This window comes from Bradyrhizobium sp. USDA 4501, from assembly GCF_054062115.1.
Genome location: NZ_JBSSEX010000001.1, coordinates 3,304,566 through 3,319,657, shown reverse-complemented (window position 1 = coordinate 3,319,657; position 15,092 = coordinate 3,304,566). Strand labels below are relative to the sequence as shown.

Below are 15,092 nucleotides of genomic sequence, written 5' to 3'. Positions count from 1 at the left end.
CGGAGAAGTCATGCCCAGCGAGCCCACCCGGCCGCGAAGTGGAATATCAGGCCGCAACCGTCTCGCGCTGCTCGATGGTCTGGCCGCCACGATAGACGATCAGCGCGGCGACGATGCCGAGAGCTGCGGCGCACATCAGCCAGTAGCCGGGCGAAGCCTTGTCGCCAGTTTGCTGGATCAGCCAGGTCGAGGCGAACGGCGTGAAGGTGCCGAACAGCCCGGCCGCCAATGCAAAGGCCAGCGAGAAGCAGGTGGTGCGGACATGCGCCGGCACGATCTCGACCAAGCAGCCCAGCATGGTGCCGCTGTAGACGCCGAAATAGAACGAGAACATCATCTCGACCGCCAGCATCTTGCCGAACGAGGGATTGGTCACCAGCCAGTGCAACGCCGGATAGGCCGTGATGAGGGACAGGCCGGCGATCGCCAGCAGCACCGGCTTGCGGCCGATCCGGTCGGACACCGCGCCGCCGACCGGATTCCAGATGAAATTGGTCACCGCAACCAGCAGCGTCACCAGCAGCGCATCCTGGGTCGAGAGCTTCAGCACGGTCTTGCCGAAGGTCGGCGTATAGACGGTGACGAAGTAAAAGGTGGTGGTGGTCAGCACCGCGATCATCATGCCGAGCACGACGATGCGCCAGTTCGCGATCGCCGAGGCGAACACCTCGCTTGCGGTCGGATGCTTCTTCATCGCGAGGAACGCCGGGGTCTCCTCCAGCGTCCGGCGCAGGAAGAAGATCACCGGGATGATCAGGCAGCCGACGAAGAACGGGATGCGCCAGCCCCAGGAGGCCACGGTCGCGGCCGGCATGCTCTCGCTGAGGACGAAGCCGAGGATCGAGGCGACGAAGATCGCGACCTGCTGGCTCGCCGACTGGAACGAGGTGTAGAAGCCGCGATTGCCGGGCGTGGCGATCTCCGCGAGATAGACCGAGACGCCGCCGAGCTCGACGCCGGCGGAGAAGCCCTGCAGCAGGCGCGCGATCAGCACGATGATCGGCGCCGCAATGCCGATGGTCGAATAGCTCGGGCAGAGCGCGATCACCACGGTGCCGATAGCCATGATCGACAGCGTCACGATCAGGCCCTTGCGGCGGCCGATGCGGTCGATATACGCGCCGAGCACGACGGCGCCGACCGGGCGCATCAGGGCGCCGAGCCAGAAAACGCCGAACGCGTTGAGCAGCGCCGCGGTCTCGTTCTCGGAGGGGAAGAAGGCCTTCGCAATCGCCTGGGCGTAGAAGCCGAACAGGAAGAAGTCGAACTGCTCGAGGAAATTGCCGCTGGTCGCGCGAAGGATGGCGCCAAGACGCGATTTGATCTGCGGGACTTGCGATGAACTCGACTGCGACATAACGCCCTTTCCTCCCCGTGACAAAAACGGCCGGCGCAAATTGTCTCGCCGGCCAAAGCAGTTAACTGCCATGTGCGGCAATTTGGCACGGCTGTCCGGCGCGACCAACCCGGAATCACGCGGGGGGCTATGGGAAAAAAGCCGTAGGTGGAAATCGCAGGGAGCCTTTCGAGCGAAGGGGATATTGGTTCGCGCGAAGAAACCTCGTCAAAACAACGATCTGGCGCTTCGGCCCAGGTCCAATCAGAACCGAAGCTCCGGCCGGCGCGTGCGGCGCATCAAGGCGCCGCGTGCGCCGTTGTGCCGAGCCAGCTCCGGAACGCGGAGAGCTTTGGCGTATCGGCGCGTCCCTGCGGCGAAACCAGGTAGAAGCCGGCGTCGGCCGGTAGCGCGATCTTGAAGGGAACCACGAGGCGACCCTTGGCGATGTCGTCCTGCACATAGGAGGTGCGGCCCATCGCGATGCCGATGCCGTCGATCGCGGCCTGGATCGTCACGAACAGCAGGTCGAAGGTGACGCCGGGCTGCTTGGAAATATCGGTCGGCAGCCCCGCCGCGGTCAGCCACAGCCGCCAGTCGTCGCTGTTGGCGTTGCTGGTGTGCAGGAGCGTGTGATCCCTGAGGTCTTCAGGGCATTTCAGCGGCCTGGTTCCCTGCAGCAGCGACGGGCTGCACACCGGAAACAGCTCATCCGCCATCAACCAATCGGCACGCAGGCCCGCCCATTGGCCGCGGCCATAGCGGATCGCCGCGTCGACCTTGTCGCGCTGGAAGTCGACCAGGCTGGTCGAGGTGGTGATGCGAACGTCGATGCCGGAATGCGCCTCTTGGAAGGCCGACAGCCGCGGCAGTAGCCATTTGGCGGCAAGCGATGCCAGCGTCGAGACCGTCAGCACGTGATCGTCGTCCCGGCGCAACAGGCGATCGGTGGCGAGCCTGAGGTCGTTGAAGGCGGCCCGGACGCCGGGAAGGTATTCGGCAGCCTCCGGCGTCAGGCTCAGCGAGCGGTTTTGGCGGACGAACAGGCGGACGCCGAGCTCCTCCTCAAGCCGCCGGATCTGATGGCTGATCGCGGTCTGCGTCACGTTCAGTTCGGACGCCGCCAGCGTGAAGCTCATATGCCGCGCGGCGGCCTCGAACGCCCTCAGGCCATTCAGCGAAGGCAGGCGGCTGGTCATCTCTGGGGCGTCTCCAAATACATGACTTTGATTCATGCGAAACGGTACAAAGTGTCGTTTGTGAGCGGGCCGAATAGCCCCGATATTACCGCCAACAGGTTACCGACAGGAGCCGCAGATGTCCATTTTCACCCATGAACCGATGACAAATCATCATACCCCCGGATTGCTGAACCAGGTCGGCGAGACGCTGCATGTCTGGTGGGAGCGCTACGAGCGCCGCCGCGAGCTGTCGCAGTGGACCGAGCGCGACCTGCACGACATCGGCATGTCCCGCAGCGACATCGTGTTCGAGACCGAGAAGCCGTTCTGGCGGGCCTGAGAAGGACGCCACCGCTGGCGTCGCCTCGATCGAGGGACGCCGGCTAATTTCTTCACCCGAGGAGCGTGTCATGGTTGCGCTGCATCTCGACGATCTCAAGCAATACTCTGACGTGCTGCGCGCCAAGAACGGCAGCGAGGTCAAGGTGCGCTTCGTCGAGCCGCGCGACCGCGAAGAGCTGCAGAGCTACATCCGCTCGCTCTCCGCGGGGTCCCGTTACAACCGCTTCCTGGGCGCGTTGAGCGAGCTGCCGAAGACGGAGCTCGAACGTTTCATCCATGTCGGCGAGGCTGACCGGTTCACGGTGGTCGCGACGATGCTGGTCGATGGCTTTGAGACCATCGTCGGCGAAGCCCGCTACGCCTTCCATGCCGATACGTCGAGCGTCGAGTTCGGCCTGTCGATCGATGACCGGTGGCAGGGCCACGGCATTGGCAAGGCGCTGCTCAGGAATCTCGAATGCCGTGCGGCGTCCTTCGGAGCCGAACGCATCTTCGGCGACACGCTGCGTTCCAATGCGACGATGATCGGCCTCGCCCGCAAGTCGGGCTACGCCTTCACCCAGAGCCCCGGCGACTGGAAGCTGGTGCGCTTCGTGAAAGAGATCCACGTCGAACCGCAAGACATTCCCTGTGCCAGCTGGCGGCTTGCCGCCACTTCCCGCTTGGCCGCGATGTCCTCGCTTGCGGTTTGACTGACTAGGCCCGGTTCTGGCCCCTCCAGAACCGGGCCCTTTTCTTTTCCCAACCGGTGCCGCGACTGCTACTCGTCATGCGCGGGCTTGACCCGCGCATCCATTGAGCGAAAGCGTTTCTTTCGATGCATTGCCGGGTCAAGCCCGGCAATGACGGACATCGAACTAGGATCAACTCCCCCGAAACACCGGCTTGCGCTTCTCGATGAAGGCCTGCACCGCCTCCTTGTGATCGGCCGTCGTGGTGAGCCGGATCAGCCGCTCGGCCTCGTGGTCGCGCGCGGTGGCGAAGTCGAACTGCAGCGCCTCGTCGAGATTGTCCTTCATGTAGCGCAGCGCGAGGGTCGGGCCTTCGGCCATCGACTTCGCCAGCGCAAAGGCCTCGTCCTGCAGCGTTTCGTCCGGCACCACGCGATTGACGAGACCGATCTGCTCGCATCTCGCGGCGTCGACCTTCTCCGAGGTGAACATCAGCTCGCGGGCGCGCGAGGTGCCGACCAGCCGCGTCAACAGCCATGCCATGCCGTAATCGCCGCTCAGCGCCACGCGCAAGTAACCGGTCGAGATGAAGGCGGATTGCGCCGCGATCCGGATGTCGCAGGCCATCGCGATCGCAAGGCCGGCGCCGACCGCGGGACCGGGAAGGGCAGCAATGGTCGGCTTGCGCACCGAGGCCAGCGAGCCGGTGAGCAGGCGCTGGCGCTCCTGCAAATCCGCGACCTTGTCCTCATAGGACATTTCGAGCTTCTTCTTGTCGCGATGCGCGCCCATGCCCTTGACGTTGCCGCCGGCGCAGAACGCCTTGCCGGCGCCGGTGACGAGCAGCACGCCGACCTCGGGGTTCTCGCCGCAGGTCCTGATCATCGTGCGCAGCGCCGGCGTCAGCGTGTCCGACAGCGAGTTGCGGGCATCCGGGCGGTTCAGCGTGATGACGGCGACGCGATCGCGGATTACGCAGAGCAGTTCGTCGGTGCCGGTCTCGATCTTGATTTCAGCGGTCATGTCGTCGCTCCCCATGTCTGTTTGTTTCGTCATTCCGGGGCGATGCGAAGCATCGAGCCCGGAATCTCGAGATTCCGGGTCTGGTGCTAGCGCACCATCCCGGAATGACGGTGAAAGTTACTTCACGCGGTAAGCAAAAGGCGCCAAGCCTCGTGCGCACCGCCTCACAGCTTGCTCGCGATCTTGATCACGTTGGCGTTTGCGTTCAGCCTACGCCGCTTGCATGATCTCCGTCATCTCAAAACTTCTCAACCCAGGGCCGCAATTCCAGCTCCCAGGTCCAGGCGCTGCGCGGCTGCTGCAGCACGTTCCAGTAGCTCAATGCAATCGCGTCGGGATCGAGCATCGAGTCCGGCCGGTCGGCGGGCTCGGCGCGGGCAGCGCTGCGGATGCCACCGTCGATCACGAAATGCGCGACGTGAATACCCTGCGGCGACAGTTCGCGCGCCATGCTCTGCGCGAGGCCGCGCAAGGCGAACTTGCCCATCGCGAACGGCGCCGATTGCGCATAGCCCTTCACGCTGGCGGAGGCGCCGGTGAACAGGATTGCGCCCTTCTTGTTGGGCAGCATGCGCTTCGCCGCCTCCTGCGCCACCAGGAATCCGCCGAACGCCGAGACCGCGATCGCCTGTTCGACCTCTGAAGGGACCAGTTCGACGAAGGGCCCGCGCGAGCGGCCGGAGGCGTTGTAGACCACGAGATCAGGCGTTCCGATCTCGCGCTCGACCAGACCAAAAAGACGTTCGACATCCTCGGCCTTGGTGGCGTCGCAGGCATAGGCCCGCGCGCCTGTTTCGGTGCAGAGCGCGCCGAGCTTCTCGATGCTGCGGGCGCCGAGTGCCACACGAATTCCCTCCCGCGAAAATAGCCGCGTCAGCGAGGCGCTGAGGCCCTCGCCGGCGCCGACGATCAGGGCGATCTTGTATTTTGGAATATCCATTGGGCTTTCCTTTGCTCGGCCGGAGGAGGATAGTCGTGCCCAAACAAATGAGCACCGAAGCCGGGAATTCAATGCAGCCGCACAAGCAGGATCCGAAAACGTCAGCCGCCAGCCAGCCGGGCCTGCTGGCGCCCGACACGACGGGAATGAATTTCTACCGGGCCGATCCGGCGCTGACCGACCTTCTGAAGCTGCATTTGCCCGATGCATTGTTCCGCCATATCGAGTCGCATCTCGACCGCCTCGGTGGATTGGCCGGAGGCTATCTCGACGAATGCGCGCGGCTTGCCGACCGGCATACGCCGGTGTTGCACCAGCGCGACAAGTTCGGCCGCGACGTGCAGCACATCGAATATCATCCGGCCTATCGCGAGATCGAGAAGGCCGCGTTCGGCGAGTTCGGCATTCACGCGCTGTCGCTCCGCAAGGGCATCATGGGCTGGCCCGACAAGTATCCTGTCGTCGCCAAGCACGCCTTCACCTTCCTGTTCAACCAGACCGAATTCGGCATGGGCTGCCCGATCAACGTCACCGACGGGTGCGCCAAGCTGCTGGCAAATTTCGGCAGCGAGGCATTGAAGGCGAAATATCTCGACGGCCTGACCCAGACCGACATGAGCAAGCTGACGCAGGGCGGCCAGTTCATGACCGAGAAGGAGGGCGGCTCCGATGTCGGCACGCTGACCACGCGCGCCGTGCAGGAGGGCGACCACTGGCGGCTCTATGGCGAGAAGTGGTTCTGCTCCAACGCCGATGCCAAGGTGGTGATGCTGCTGGCGCGGCCGGAAGGCGCCGGGCCGGGCACCCGCGGCGTCGGCCTGTTCCTGATGCCGCGTTTCCTCGACGACGGTTCGCAGAACCATTACCGGATCGTGCGGTTGAAGGACAAGCTCGGCACCCGCTCGATGGCCTCGGGCGAGATCAAGTTCGACGGCGCGATCGCCTACGCCGTCGGCAAGCTCGACCGCGGCTTCGTGCAGATGGCCGAGATGGTGAACTCGTCGCGGCTCTCCAACGGCGTGAAGTCGACCGCGCTGATGCGCCGCGCCTGGCACGACGCGATCACCGTGGCGAAGGGCCGCGTGGTGTTCGGCCAGCGCATCATCGACCTGCCGCTGGCGCGGCGGCAGCTGATGAAGATCATGCTGCCGACCGAGCAGGCGCTGTCGATGAGCTTTTTGACCGCTGACGCGCTCGACCGCGCCGAGGCAGGCAGTCAGGACGCCGCGGCGCTGCTTCGCATCCTGACGCCGACGCTGAAATTCCGCGCCACTCGCGACGCCCGAAAGGTCTGCGGCGATGCGATGGAGATGCGCGGCGGCATCGGCTACATCGAGGAATTCGTCACGCCGCGGCTGCTGCGCGACGCGCATCTCGGCTCGATCTGGGAGGGCACCGGCAATATCGTCGCGATCGATGCGCTGAAGCGTGCGGTCGGCCGCCATGGCGCCGACAATGCGCTCGCCGCCGATCTGCATGCGCGGCTCGATGATAGCGCGAATGTTCCGCAAGCCTGGCGCAACCGGCTGCGCGATCTTAGCGACCGTGCGGTCGCGTTTGCGCGCGAGGTGGCGAGCCGCATCGACAATGAGGGCGATGCGCGCCGCGCCACCAGCCTGCTCTATCATGTCGCAAGCGCGGTCGCGCTGGCGTGGGAGGGCGGGCGCATCCACCAGATGCGCGGCGATGCGCGTCGGCTGTTGCTGTCGCGGATGGTGATCGACCACCGCGTGCTGCCGGGCGATCCGTTCCGGCTAACGGAAAATACCGTTCAGCGCAGGATGACCGAGCACCTGCTCGGCGATCGCGCGGTCGGCATGGCCGAGGTTGGCGAATTGCTTGACGCAGCGTAGGCTGCTGCGCGAGCGAACTTTTCAAACAATCAAAAACGTCAAGGGAGACCCCGATGAAGGCCGCCGTCCTGCATGAAGTCAATCAGCCGCTGGTGATCGAGGACGTCAGCGTGCCCAATCCGGGGCCGCGCGAGGTCCTGATCCGCACCGCGGTCGCGGGCCTCTGCCATTCCGATCTGCACTTCATGGAAGGCCTCTATCCGCATCCGCTGCCGGCGGTGCTCGGCCATGAATCGGCCGGCGTGGTCGAGAAGGTCGGCTCCGACGTCAATTACGTGAAGCCCGGCGATCACGTCGTCACCTGCCTGTCGGTGTTCTGCGGCACCTGCGACAACTGCACCACCGGCCGCACCGTGCTGTGCACCGACACCACGGTGAAGATGCTGCCCGGCGCCTCCAACCGCCTGTCATGGGGCAGGAAGGAGAAGCTCAACCAGTTCCTCAATCTGTCGTCGTTCGCCGAGCAGATGCTGGTGCACGAGAACGCCATCGTGAAGATCAAGAAGGAGATGCCGCTCGATCTCGCCGCGCTGATCGGCTGCGGCGTCATCACCGGTTATGGCGCGGTGGTGAACACCGCGAAGGTGACCGCCGGCGAGACGGTGGCTGTGATCGGTTGCGGCGGCGTCGGCATGGCCGCGATCAACGGTGCGCAGATCGCCGGCGCCGGCCGCATCATCGCGATCGATACCAATCCGGCCAAGTTGCAGCTTGCGACCAAGCTCGGCGCCACCGATATCGTCGATCCGGCCCGCGGCGACGTGGTCCAGCAGGTGCGCGAGCTCACCGGCGGCGGCGTGCAGCACTCCTTCGAGGTGCTCGGCCGCAAGGACACCGCCGAGCAGGCCTTCGCCATGCTGGCGGCGGGCGGCACCGCGACCATCGTCGGCATGATCCCGTTCGGCCAGAAGATCGAGCTGCACGGCTTCGACTTCCTGCGCGAGCGCCGCATCCAGGGCTCGTCGATGGGCTCCAACCACTTCCGCGTCGACATGCCGCGCCTCGTCGACTTCTACATGCGCGGCAAGCTGCATCTGGAAGACTGGATCTCGGCCAAGCTGAAGCTCTCCGAGATCAACGAGGGCTTTGCCAACATGAAAGCCGGCAAGACGCTGCGCAGCGTGATCATGTTTGATAGCTGAGCGTGTGTCGTCCCGGCGTAGGCCAGGGACCCATACGCCGCGGCCTCGCTTTGGGCACGTGGGTGGACGACTTTCTTTACTCACCACAAGCTGCGGTGGTTATGGGTCCCGGCCTGCGCCGGGACGACACCTGAATCGCTCACCGCGCGACATGCGCGGATACCGCGCGCCATTTTCCGTTCTGCCGCGCCCAGCAATCGGTATAGCGGCCGTGCGCCGGCTCACCGTCCGCGTTGGTGTAGCTGGTCTGGGCGTGGATGATGGCGAAATCGCCGAGGATGCGGATTTTGACGTCCTCGGCCTTCAGGCCCTTGATCTTCACCGGGATCGCGGTCTGCTTCAGGAAGGCAGCGCGGTCGACCAGGCTCTTGTCGGGATTGGTGCAGTAGAAGTCCTGCGCCAGAATTTCGTCGAAGCGCTTGACGTCGCAGTTCTGAACGGAGTCAACGTAGTCCTTGTTGAGCTTTGTCAGCTCCTCGAGATCGTTGCTCATTGGCCTTCTCCCTGGTTTTGTTGTCCGTCATTGCGAGCGCAGCGAAGCAATCCATCTCGCCGCTCGTTGAGATATGGATTGCTTCGTCGCTTCGCTCCTCGCAATGACGGTTTTTTCCAGCACCTAATCATCGAACATCTTCGGCGGCACGAAGCCGCCGAATTCGTGCTCGATCAGCTCGGCGAGCTTGAGCGGCGTGCGGTCCTCGAGCCATGGGCCGACGATCTGCACGCCGACCGGCAATCCGTCGGGCGCAAAGCCGGTCGGGATCGCAGTCGAAGGCAGGCCGGGCAGGGTCGCGATGCCGGGCCAGGCGAGCTGGTCGGTGTAGATGTAGGGCTCGCCGTCGATCAATATCCGCCGCTGCTCCTGGTCGGGCTCATGATCGTGCGGATAGGCCGGCGTCGGCATGATCGGGCAGATCACCGCGTCGAACGATTTGAACAGCTCGCGCCATTGCGCGCGCAGCCGCGAGCGGGCGACTGTCGCCTGTACCCAGTCGCGGTGGCTGAGCGCGATGCCGCGCAGCCGTTCGGCCTGCAGGCTGTTGTCGCCGGCGGGCAGCGCGGCCGCTGCCGCGCAGGCGCCGGCATAGACCTCCGGCGGGAAGGTCGCGGCGAGGAACGACAGCAACATCCGCATATAGAGCCGCGAGGACGCCGCGAAATCCGGCAGCAGCGGGCTCGACCGCGATATCTTGGCGCCGGCCTTGTCGAGGTGGCTCGCGAGCTTGTCGATGCTGCCGCGAACCGCCTTGTCGGTCGGCAACACCGAATCGGTGTCGATCACGAGGATCCGGAAATCCTTCAGGCTGGCGTGGCGCGCCGCCGGCAGGTCGAGGCGATAGGCCTTGCCGGCATCGAGCGGATCGGGAGCGGCCATCACGTCGAGCAGCAGCGACAGGTCGGCCGCGCCGCGCGCCATCGGGCCGGTTACCGCAAGGTCGCGCTCATAGATGATGGGCGGTGCCGGCGGCGCGGTGTGGCCGCGGGACGGCAGCAGCGCGAAGGTCGGCTTGTGCGCATAGACGCCGCAATGAAACGCCGGCACGCGCAGCGAGCCGCCGATGTCCGAGCCGAGCGACAGCGCGCCATAGCCCGCGGCGAGCGCCGCCGACGATCCGCCGGAGGAGCCGCCCGGCGTGCGGCCGAGGTCGTAGGGATTGTTGGTGGTGCCGTAGATCTCGTTGTAGCTCTGCCAGTCGGCGAGCCCGACCGGCACGTTGGTCTTGCCGAGGATGACGCCGCCGGCGTCCTTCACGCGCTGAATCGACAGCGCGTCCTCGGTCGGGACAAAATCCTTTTGCGGCAGGAAGCCCCAGGTCGTCGGCAAGCCGGCGACGTTGAAGGATTCCTTCACCGTCATGGGGATGCCGAGCAGCGGCCTGTGCTCGCCGCGCGCGATCGCGGCATCCGCAGCGCGCGCAGCGGCGAGGCCGCGCTCGAAGTCGCGCACGCAGACCGCGTTGACCTTGCCGTCGTGGCGCTCGATGCGGCCGATCGCGTCCTGTGCGAGCTCAACTGCCGAGACCTGCTTGTTGCGCAGCGCCTTCGACAATTCGACGGCGGTCTTGAAGCTGTATTGCGATTTGGCCACGGCGTGCTCCCGGTTTGTTGTTGGCGCGATGATGGGCAGTTTGGCTGCCGCCCGCAAGCGCTGTAGCCGTGACGTTGTCGCCGTGTTTGATCGGAATTGCTCTGCTCTACCTCGCCCCGCTTGCGGCAGGGGTGTCCGGGGAAATTCAGGCATAGCGGAGCTCCATCTGGTCAGGTGAGATGGTTGATTTCCGACGGCTGGGGTTGGTGGGCGGAGGTTTGTCGATGGCAGCGAGGGATCGACGCGTGAGCAGGAGCTGGCCGACGAGTTCGGCGAACCTGAGCGGGAGCATTTTGATGCAGTTGGTGTGAGCGGCGATGCGCAGCAGCAGGTAGGCAATCATCGCAGCGAGCACCTGAAGGCGGATCGCGTTGTCGTTGGCGCCGAGGAACTTGCGAATATCGAGATGCTGCTTGATCCAGCGGAACAGCAGCTCGATTTGCCATCGGCTCTTGTAGAGGGCGGCGATCTCGACGGCGCTACGGGCAAGGTCGTTGGTCAGGAGTGTGATCTTGCCGCCTTTCTCGCGTCTGATCTTGATGCGGCGGAGCGGGATTGGAAGGCGCGAATCGCCCTTGCTGGTGAGCTTCACCTCGTCATCGGCAAGGATTTCGAAGCCATCCCCGTTACGCTTGCGGATGGCGCGATGCCTGAGCGAGCGAAGACGGATGCTCGTCTTCGCCCGGGTAACGAAGAAAGCCTTGCTATCATTGATCTTCTGCCACCAGTCGAAACGGCAATAGCCCTTGTCAAACACATAGGTGGTGGCGGGCTGGATTGGGGTCTGTCGGCCGATCTCGATGTCATTGACGTTCGCGGCCGTCATCTCGACGCAGGTCGGGACATCGCTCCTTGGGTCGTAGACGACATGCAGCTTCATGCCGCGGATGCGGCCGTTCCAGGTCGCCCAACTGCAGACCTTGCCGAGCGGGATCGGACTGGCGTCGATCAGACGCACCATCTCCATGCCTTCACTCCGCAGCTGGCGACGCGCCATCGCCGACAGCGCCGCAAAGGTTTGCGCGAAAATGCCGATCGGACGGCGGGCATTGGCATCGGACAACGTCGAGCGCGACAGCTTGCCGGTTCCCAAGTGATAGTGATGCTGCGAATTGGCGTTGAAGCCAGTCACCACCCCGCGCAGACTGCTGTTGCCGCTAAGCTGGGCATAGATCAGCGCCACCAGATGATCCCAGCTCCTGAACGACTTGTCGTAGGCATCCCCGTCCAGACGATCCACAACCGTCTGAAACTGCCGTCGATTGATCGGTTCAAGCAGCCTTCCAAAAATGCTACCGCGATATCGCATGCTCGGCCCTCTGTGTCTCGACAACCAGAAAAGACCGATTTGCCTCGGTCCTGCCGAGCATGCACCGCGACACAGTGAATCATTCCCCGGACACCCCTGCGCTTGCGGGGAGAGGTCGGATCGCTCTTGCGATCCGGGTGAGGGGGTACAGGTACGTCGACTTGCGTCACGTGTGGATATGGCCCCTCACCCCAACCCTCCCCGTAAGAACGGGGAGAGGGAGAATCGAACCGTTGCTACGCCGCGCCGATCAGGATGCCGACCGCGAGCACGATCGCGCCGCCGAGCACGATCTGGAATACCGCCTGCAGGAACGGCGTGTCCATGTAGCGCGCGCGGATGAAGGCGATCGCCCACAATTCGAAGAACACCACGATCCCGGCGATCGCGGTCGCGATCCAGAATGCGTTCGGCCAGGCATCGGGCACCAGATAGGGAATGGTGTGGCCGAGCCCGCCGAGCGTCGTCATCAAGCCGCAGGTCAGGCCGCGCAGCCAGGGCGAGCCGCGGCCGGTCAGCGAGCCGTCGTCGGACAGCGCCTCGGCAAAGCCCATGCTGATGCCGGCGCCGATCGAGGCGGCAAGCCCGACCAGGAAGGTTTGCCAGTTGTGATGCGTTGCGAAGGCGGCGGCGAACAGCGGCGCCAGGGTCGAGACCGAGCCGTCCATCAATCCGGCGAGACCCGGCTGCACATATTGCAGCACGAACATCCGCCGCCGCGTGCGGTCTTCCTCGGCGCGCACGTCCGGCTTGAGGATCTCGCCGGTCAGCTTCACCGCGAGCTTCTCGTGGCCCTTCTCCTCCTCGGCGAGATCGCCGAGCAGCCGCCGCACGCCGACATCCTCGGCCTTCTCGGCGGCTTTGGCATAGAAGCGCTCGGCTTCCAACTCCATGGTCTCGACTTCCTTGCGGATGGTGTCGAGCGGCAGGTTCTTGGTGAGCCAGATCGGGCGGCGGCGCAGGAAGCCTTTGACGTCCTCGCGCCGGATCGGCGGCAGATGCGCCCCGAAGCGCTGCTCGTAGGTTTCCAGCAGTCGGTGGCGATGGCCGCGCTCCTCCTCGGCCATCTCCTCGAAAATCTTGGCGGTATCGGGATAGCGCCCGGCGAGATCCTCCGCGAACGTCATGTAGATGCGGCTGTCCTCCTCCTCGGAGGCGATCGCGACCGCCAGCACCTCGCGCTCGGTCAGATCGGCAAAGTTCTTCACGGCAACGCCTTGTTCACAGAGTTTAAAATTAGAATAGTTCTAAACTATAGGGTTGCACCGGTGCCGGGTCAAATCCGGATCGGCCCGGATTCGCTGTTGCAGCACCGGCAAGCCGCGCGGGTTGAGCGAAGAAAACGCCTGAGATCAACGGGATGCGACGCGACGGCCGAACGGGAATCTAGCGCTGTGCGCCGGCGTCTCGCAGGAATGTGAGCAGCAGCCGGCTCACCTCATCGGGCTGCTCCTGCTGCACCCAGTGGCCGGCACCGTCGACCAGATGACAGCCGATCATGTTGGTGCAGGCTTTCGTCTGCATCGCCTCGAACACGCCAGGCCGCTGATAGGTGCCCCAATCCTGTTTGCCCGAAATGAAGGCCGACGGCTGGTCGATCGTGCGGCCGCTCCAGGTCTGTAGCTCCGGGACGAACGCCCCCGAGGTGCCGCAGCGATACCATTGCAGCCCGCCCTGGAATCCGGTCCGCTGATATTCGGCGCTGTAATATGCGAGCTCGCTATCCGGCAGCCACGTGTTGGCGGCGATCGCCTCGCGCGACGGCATCTCCTCGGCGACGGTGGCGGCCATGTCCTTGGCGAAATCCATCACGTAATAGGTCGGCAGTTTTGCCAGTTCGCCTGCCGACCAGGATTGCAGCGGATACGGCTTGTTGTCTTTCCAGTCCGCGCTTTTGTGGTGGTAATAGGCACGCAGGAAGTCGTGCACGCCCTGCGGCGCGCGATGCATGTCGTCACTGGCCGGGCGCGTCGAATAGTACCATTGGTAGTGCTTGCGCGGCCGCGGCAGCGCGGCGAGCTCGCGATGCACGGGGTCGTCGGTCGCTGGCTTTGTCGGCGCGCTCGCGGTGTTGAACGGCAGCGACGGCGGCCCCGAAAACGGCGCGCTCATCATCACCACCGCGCGGAACACGTCGGGCCGGATCAGTGCGCACCACGCCGCAACCGACGAGCCGAAATCGTGCCCGATCACCGCATCGACGTGCTTGTAGCCGAACGCAGCGACCAGCCCGAGCGCATCGCGCACCAGATTGGGCAGGCGGAATGACGCAAGATCGCCGTCATACTCCGCACTCCACCCTGATGTGCGGCCATAGCCGCGCTGGTCCGGCGCGATCACATGATAGCCGGCGGCGGCGAGCTTCGGCATCACCTTGCGCCAGGAGAACGCCAGCTCCGGAAAGCCGTGCAGCAGCAACAGGCAGGGCCGGCCGGATGTTTCGAAGCCCGCTTCCAGCACATGCATGCGCAGGCCGTTGATCCCGTCGACATAACGCGAGCGGATGGTGGAGGGCAGCGGGATGTCGGGGAGGGCTGGCATCGGAGATCACCTGTTTGGCATCGCCGCACAACCAGCGCATTTCGCTGTATGCTGGCGGCCATTGTTTCACGATAGCAACTTTGCCCAGGGGATGCATACCGCATGCGCCACGCCGGGATTGCAGAGCTGACCGGCTCGATGTCGCGCCTCGGTCTGACGGTCGTGGCCGCAAGCTTGATGCTGGCATCGGCCGTGCGTGCCGCCGACATCAAGCAACTGACCGAAAGACTGCCGCACGCCTATATCGGCGAATTCCTGTGGGACGGTGACACGACGGTGCAGCACCTCGTCATCACCTTCGACAAGGTGCAAGCGCTGAACGAGCAGAACGCGGAAGCGCGCGGCTGCGGGTCATACGAGGTCGGCGGTCACGTAACCAAGATCGGCGTGCAGATGTTCATCCGGCTGTCCGATCTCGAGGTCGAGCTGTTTGAGCGGTCGCCCGACGACAGTGGATCGTTCGAGACCGAGGGCAGCCACCGCGGCAAGCTGTCGGAGGATTTTCAGCAGATCGATGCGCAGTGGACCACCACGGCAAATGGCAAGCACGGCCAACTGCATCTGCGCGCCGCGGCGTCTGCCGCGTGCGAACCGGCGGCGGAGTTGTAGGTCGGCGGGGTGCGCGCAAGCGGCGTCCCGCGTGCGCTCTTCATCCTCCCCCGGAC

Annotated in this window: 14 protein-coding genes; 5 read left to right on the top strand and 9 right to left on the bottom strand. The window is 64.7% G+C overall.

The features are described from left to right. Positions 1–46: 46 nt before the first annotated feature. Positions 47–1,357, bottom strand: a complete 1,311-nt coding sequence (gene tcuC, locus ACVWZM_RS15290; protein WP_076832572.1) for an MFS transporter — start codon at positions 1,355–1,357, stop codon at positions 47–49. Between the two features lie 278 nt (positions 1,358–1,635). Next, entirely contained in the window at positions 1,636–2,535 is a 900-nt protein-coding gene (locus tag ACVWZM_RS15285) for a transcriptional regulator GcvA (RefSeq protein ID WP_028336584.1), read from the bottom strand. 118 nt (positions 2,536–2,653) lie between these two features. Here ACVWZM_RS15285 and ACVWZM_RS15280 point away from each other — a divergent pair, with 118 nt between their 5' ends. Beyond that, a complete protein-coding gene (locus ACVWZM_RS15280) occupies positions 2,654–2,857 on the top strand; it encodes a DUF1127 domain-containing protein (protein ID WP_076832566.1) in 204 nt (67 codons plus the stop codon). A gap of 70 nt (positions 2,858–2,927) precedes the next feature. Then, positions 2,928–3,551 carry a GNAT family N-acetyltransferase gene (locus tag ACVWZM_RS15275; RefSeq protein WP_076832564.1) on the top strand — a complete coding sequence of 208 codons (624 nt, stop codon included), beginning with the start codon at positions 2,928–2,930 and terminating at the stop codon, positions 3,549–3,551. A gap of 171 nt (positions 3,552–3,722) precedes the next feature. Here ACVWZM_RS15275 and ACVWZM_RS15270 read toward each other — a convergent pair whose 3' ends face one another. Together ACVWZM_RS15270 and ACVWZM_RS15265 are read right to left on the bottom strand one after the other, a co-directional pair. Next, positions 3,723–4,553 (bottom strand): enoyl-CoA hydratase, encoded by an 831-nt coding sequence (locus tag ACVWZM_RS15270; protein ID WP_076832874.1) that lies wholly within the window; start codon positions 4,551–4,553, stop codon positions 3,723–3,725. Between the two features lie 238 nt (positions 4,554–4,791). Beyond that, positions 4,792–5,493: an SDR family NAD(P)-dependent oxidoreductase gene (locus ACVWZM_RS15265; RefSeq protein WP_076832562.1), complete on the bottom strand. Its 702-nt coding sequence runs from the start codon at positions 5,491–5,493 to the stop codon at positions 4,792–4,794. 71 nt (positions 5,494–5,564) lie between these two features. Between ACVWZM_RS15265 and ACVWZM_RS15260 the strand changes: the two genes are divergently transcribed. Together ACVWZM_RS15260 and ACVWZM_RS15255 are read left to right on the top strand one after the other, a co-directional pair. After that, the gene (locus ACVWZM_RS15260) at positions 5,565–7,346 is read left to right on the top strand and encodes an acyl-CoA dehydrogenase family protein (protein WP_076832560.1); all 1,782 of its coding nucleotides are present in this window, start codon (positions 5,565–5,567) and stop codon (positions 7,344–7,346) included. A 53-nt stretch (positions 7,347–7,399) separates the two neighbouring features. Next, the gene (locus ACVWZM_RS15255; RefSeq protein WP_018269116.1) at positions 7,400–8,488 is read left to right on the top strand and encodes a Zn-dependent alcohol dehydrogenase; all 1,089 of its coding nucleotides are present in this window, start codon (positions 7,400–7,402) and stop codon (positions 8,486–8,488) included. 139 nt (positions 8,489–8,627) lie between these two features. Here ACVWZM_RS15255 and ACVWZM_RS15250 read toward each other — a convergent pair whose 3' ends face one another. The 5 genes from ACVWZM_RS15250 to ACVWZM_RS15230 form a co-directional block, all read right to left on the bottom strand. Further along, a complete protein-coding gene (locus ACVWZM_RS15250; protein WP_057020071.1) occupies positions 8,628–8,981 on the bottom strand; it encodes a nuclear transport factor 2 family protein in 354 nt (117 codons plus the stop codon). A 123-nt stretch (positions 8,982–9,104) separates the two neighbouring features. Continuing rightward, positions 9,105–10,577 (bottom strand): amidase, encoded by a 1,473-nt coding sequence (locus tag ACVWZM_RS15245; protein WP_076832557.1) that lies wholly within the window; start codon positions 10,575–10,577, stop codon positions 9,105–9,107. A gap of 145 nt (positions 10,578–10,722) precedes the next feature. Then, entirely contained in the window at positions 10,723–11,886 is a 1,164-nt protein-coding gene (locus tag ACVWZM_RS15240) for an IS4 family transposase (protein ID WP_456853777.1), read from the bottom strand. Between the two features lie 236 nt (positions 11,887–12,122). After that, positions 12,123–13,094, bottom strand: a complete 972-nt coding sequence (mbfA, locus tag ACVWZM_RS15235) for an iron exporter MbfA (protein ID WP_057016287.1) — start codon at positions 13,092–13,094, stop codon at positions 12,123–12,125. A gap of 178 nt (positions 13,095–13,272) precedes the next feature. Further along, on the bottom strand, positions 13,273–14,427 hold the full coding sequence (locus ACVWZM_RS15230) for an alpha/beta hydrolase (RefSeq protein WP_076832554.1): 1,155 nt from the start codon (positions 14,425–14,427) through the stop codon (positions 13,273–13,275). A 102-nt stretch (positions 14,428–14,529) separates the two neighbouring features. Here ACVWZM_RS15230 and ACVWZM_RS15225 point away from each other — a divergent pair, with 102 nt between their 5' ends. Next, on the top strand, positions 14,530–15,036 hold the full coding sequence (locus ACVWZM_RS15225) for a hypothetical protein (RefSeq protein WP_076832552.1): 507 nt from the start codon (positions 14,530–14,532) through the stop codon (positions 15,034–15,036). Positions 15,037–15,092 lie beyond the last annotated feature (56 nt).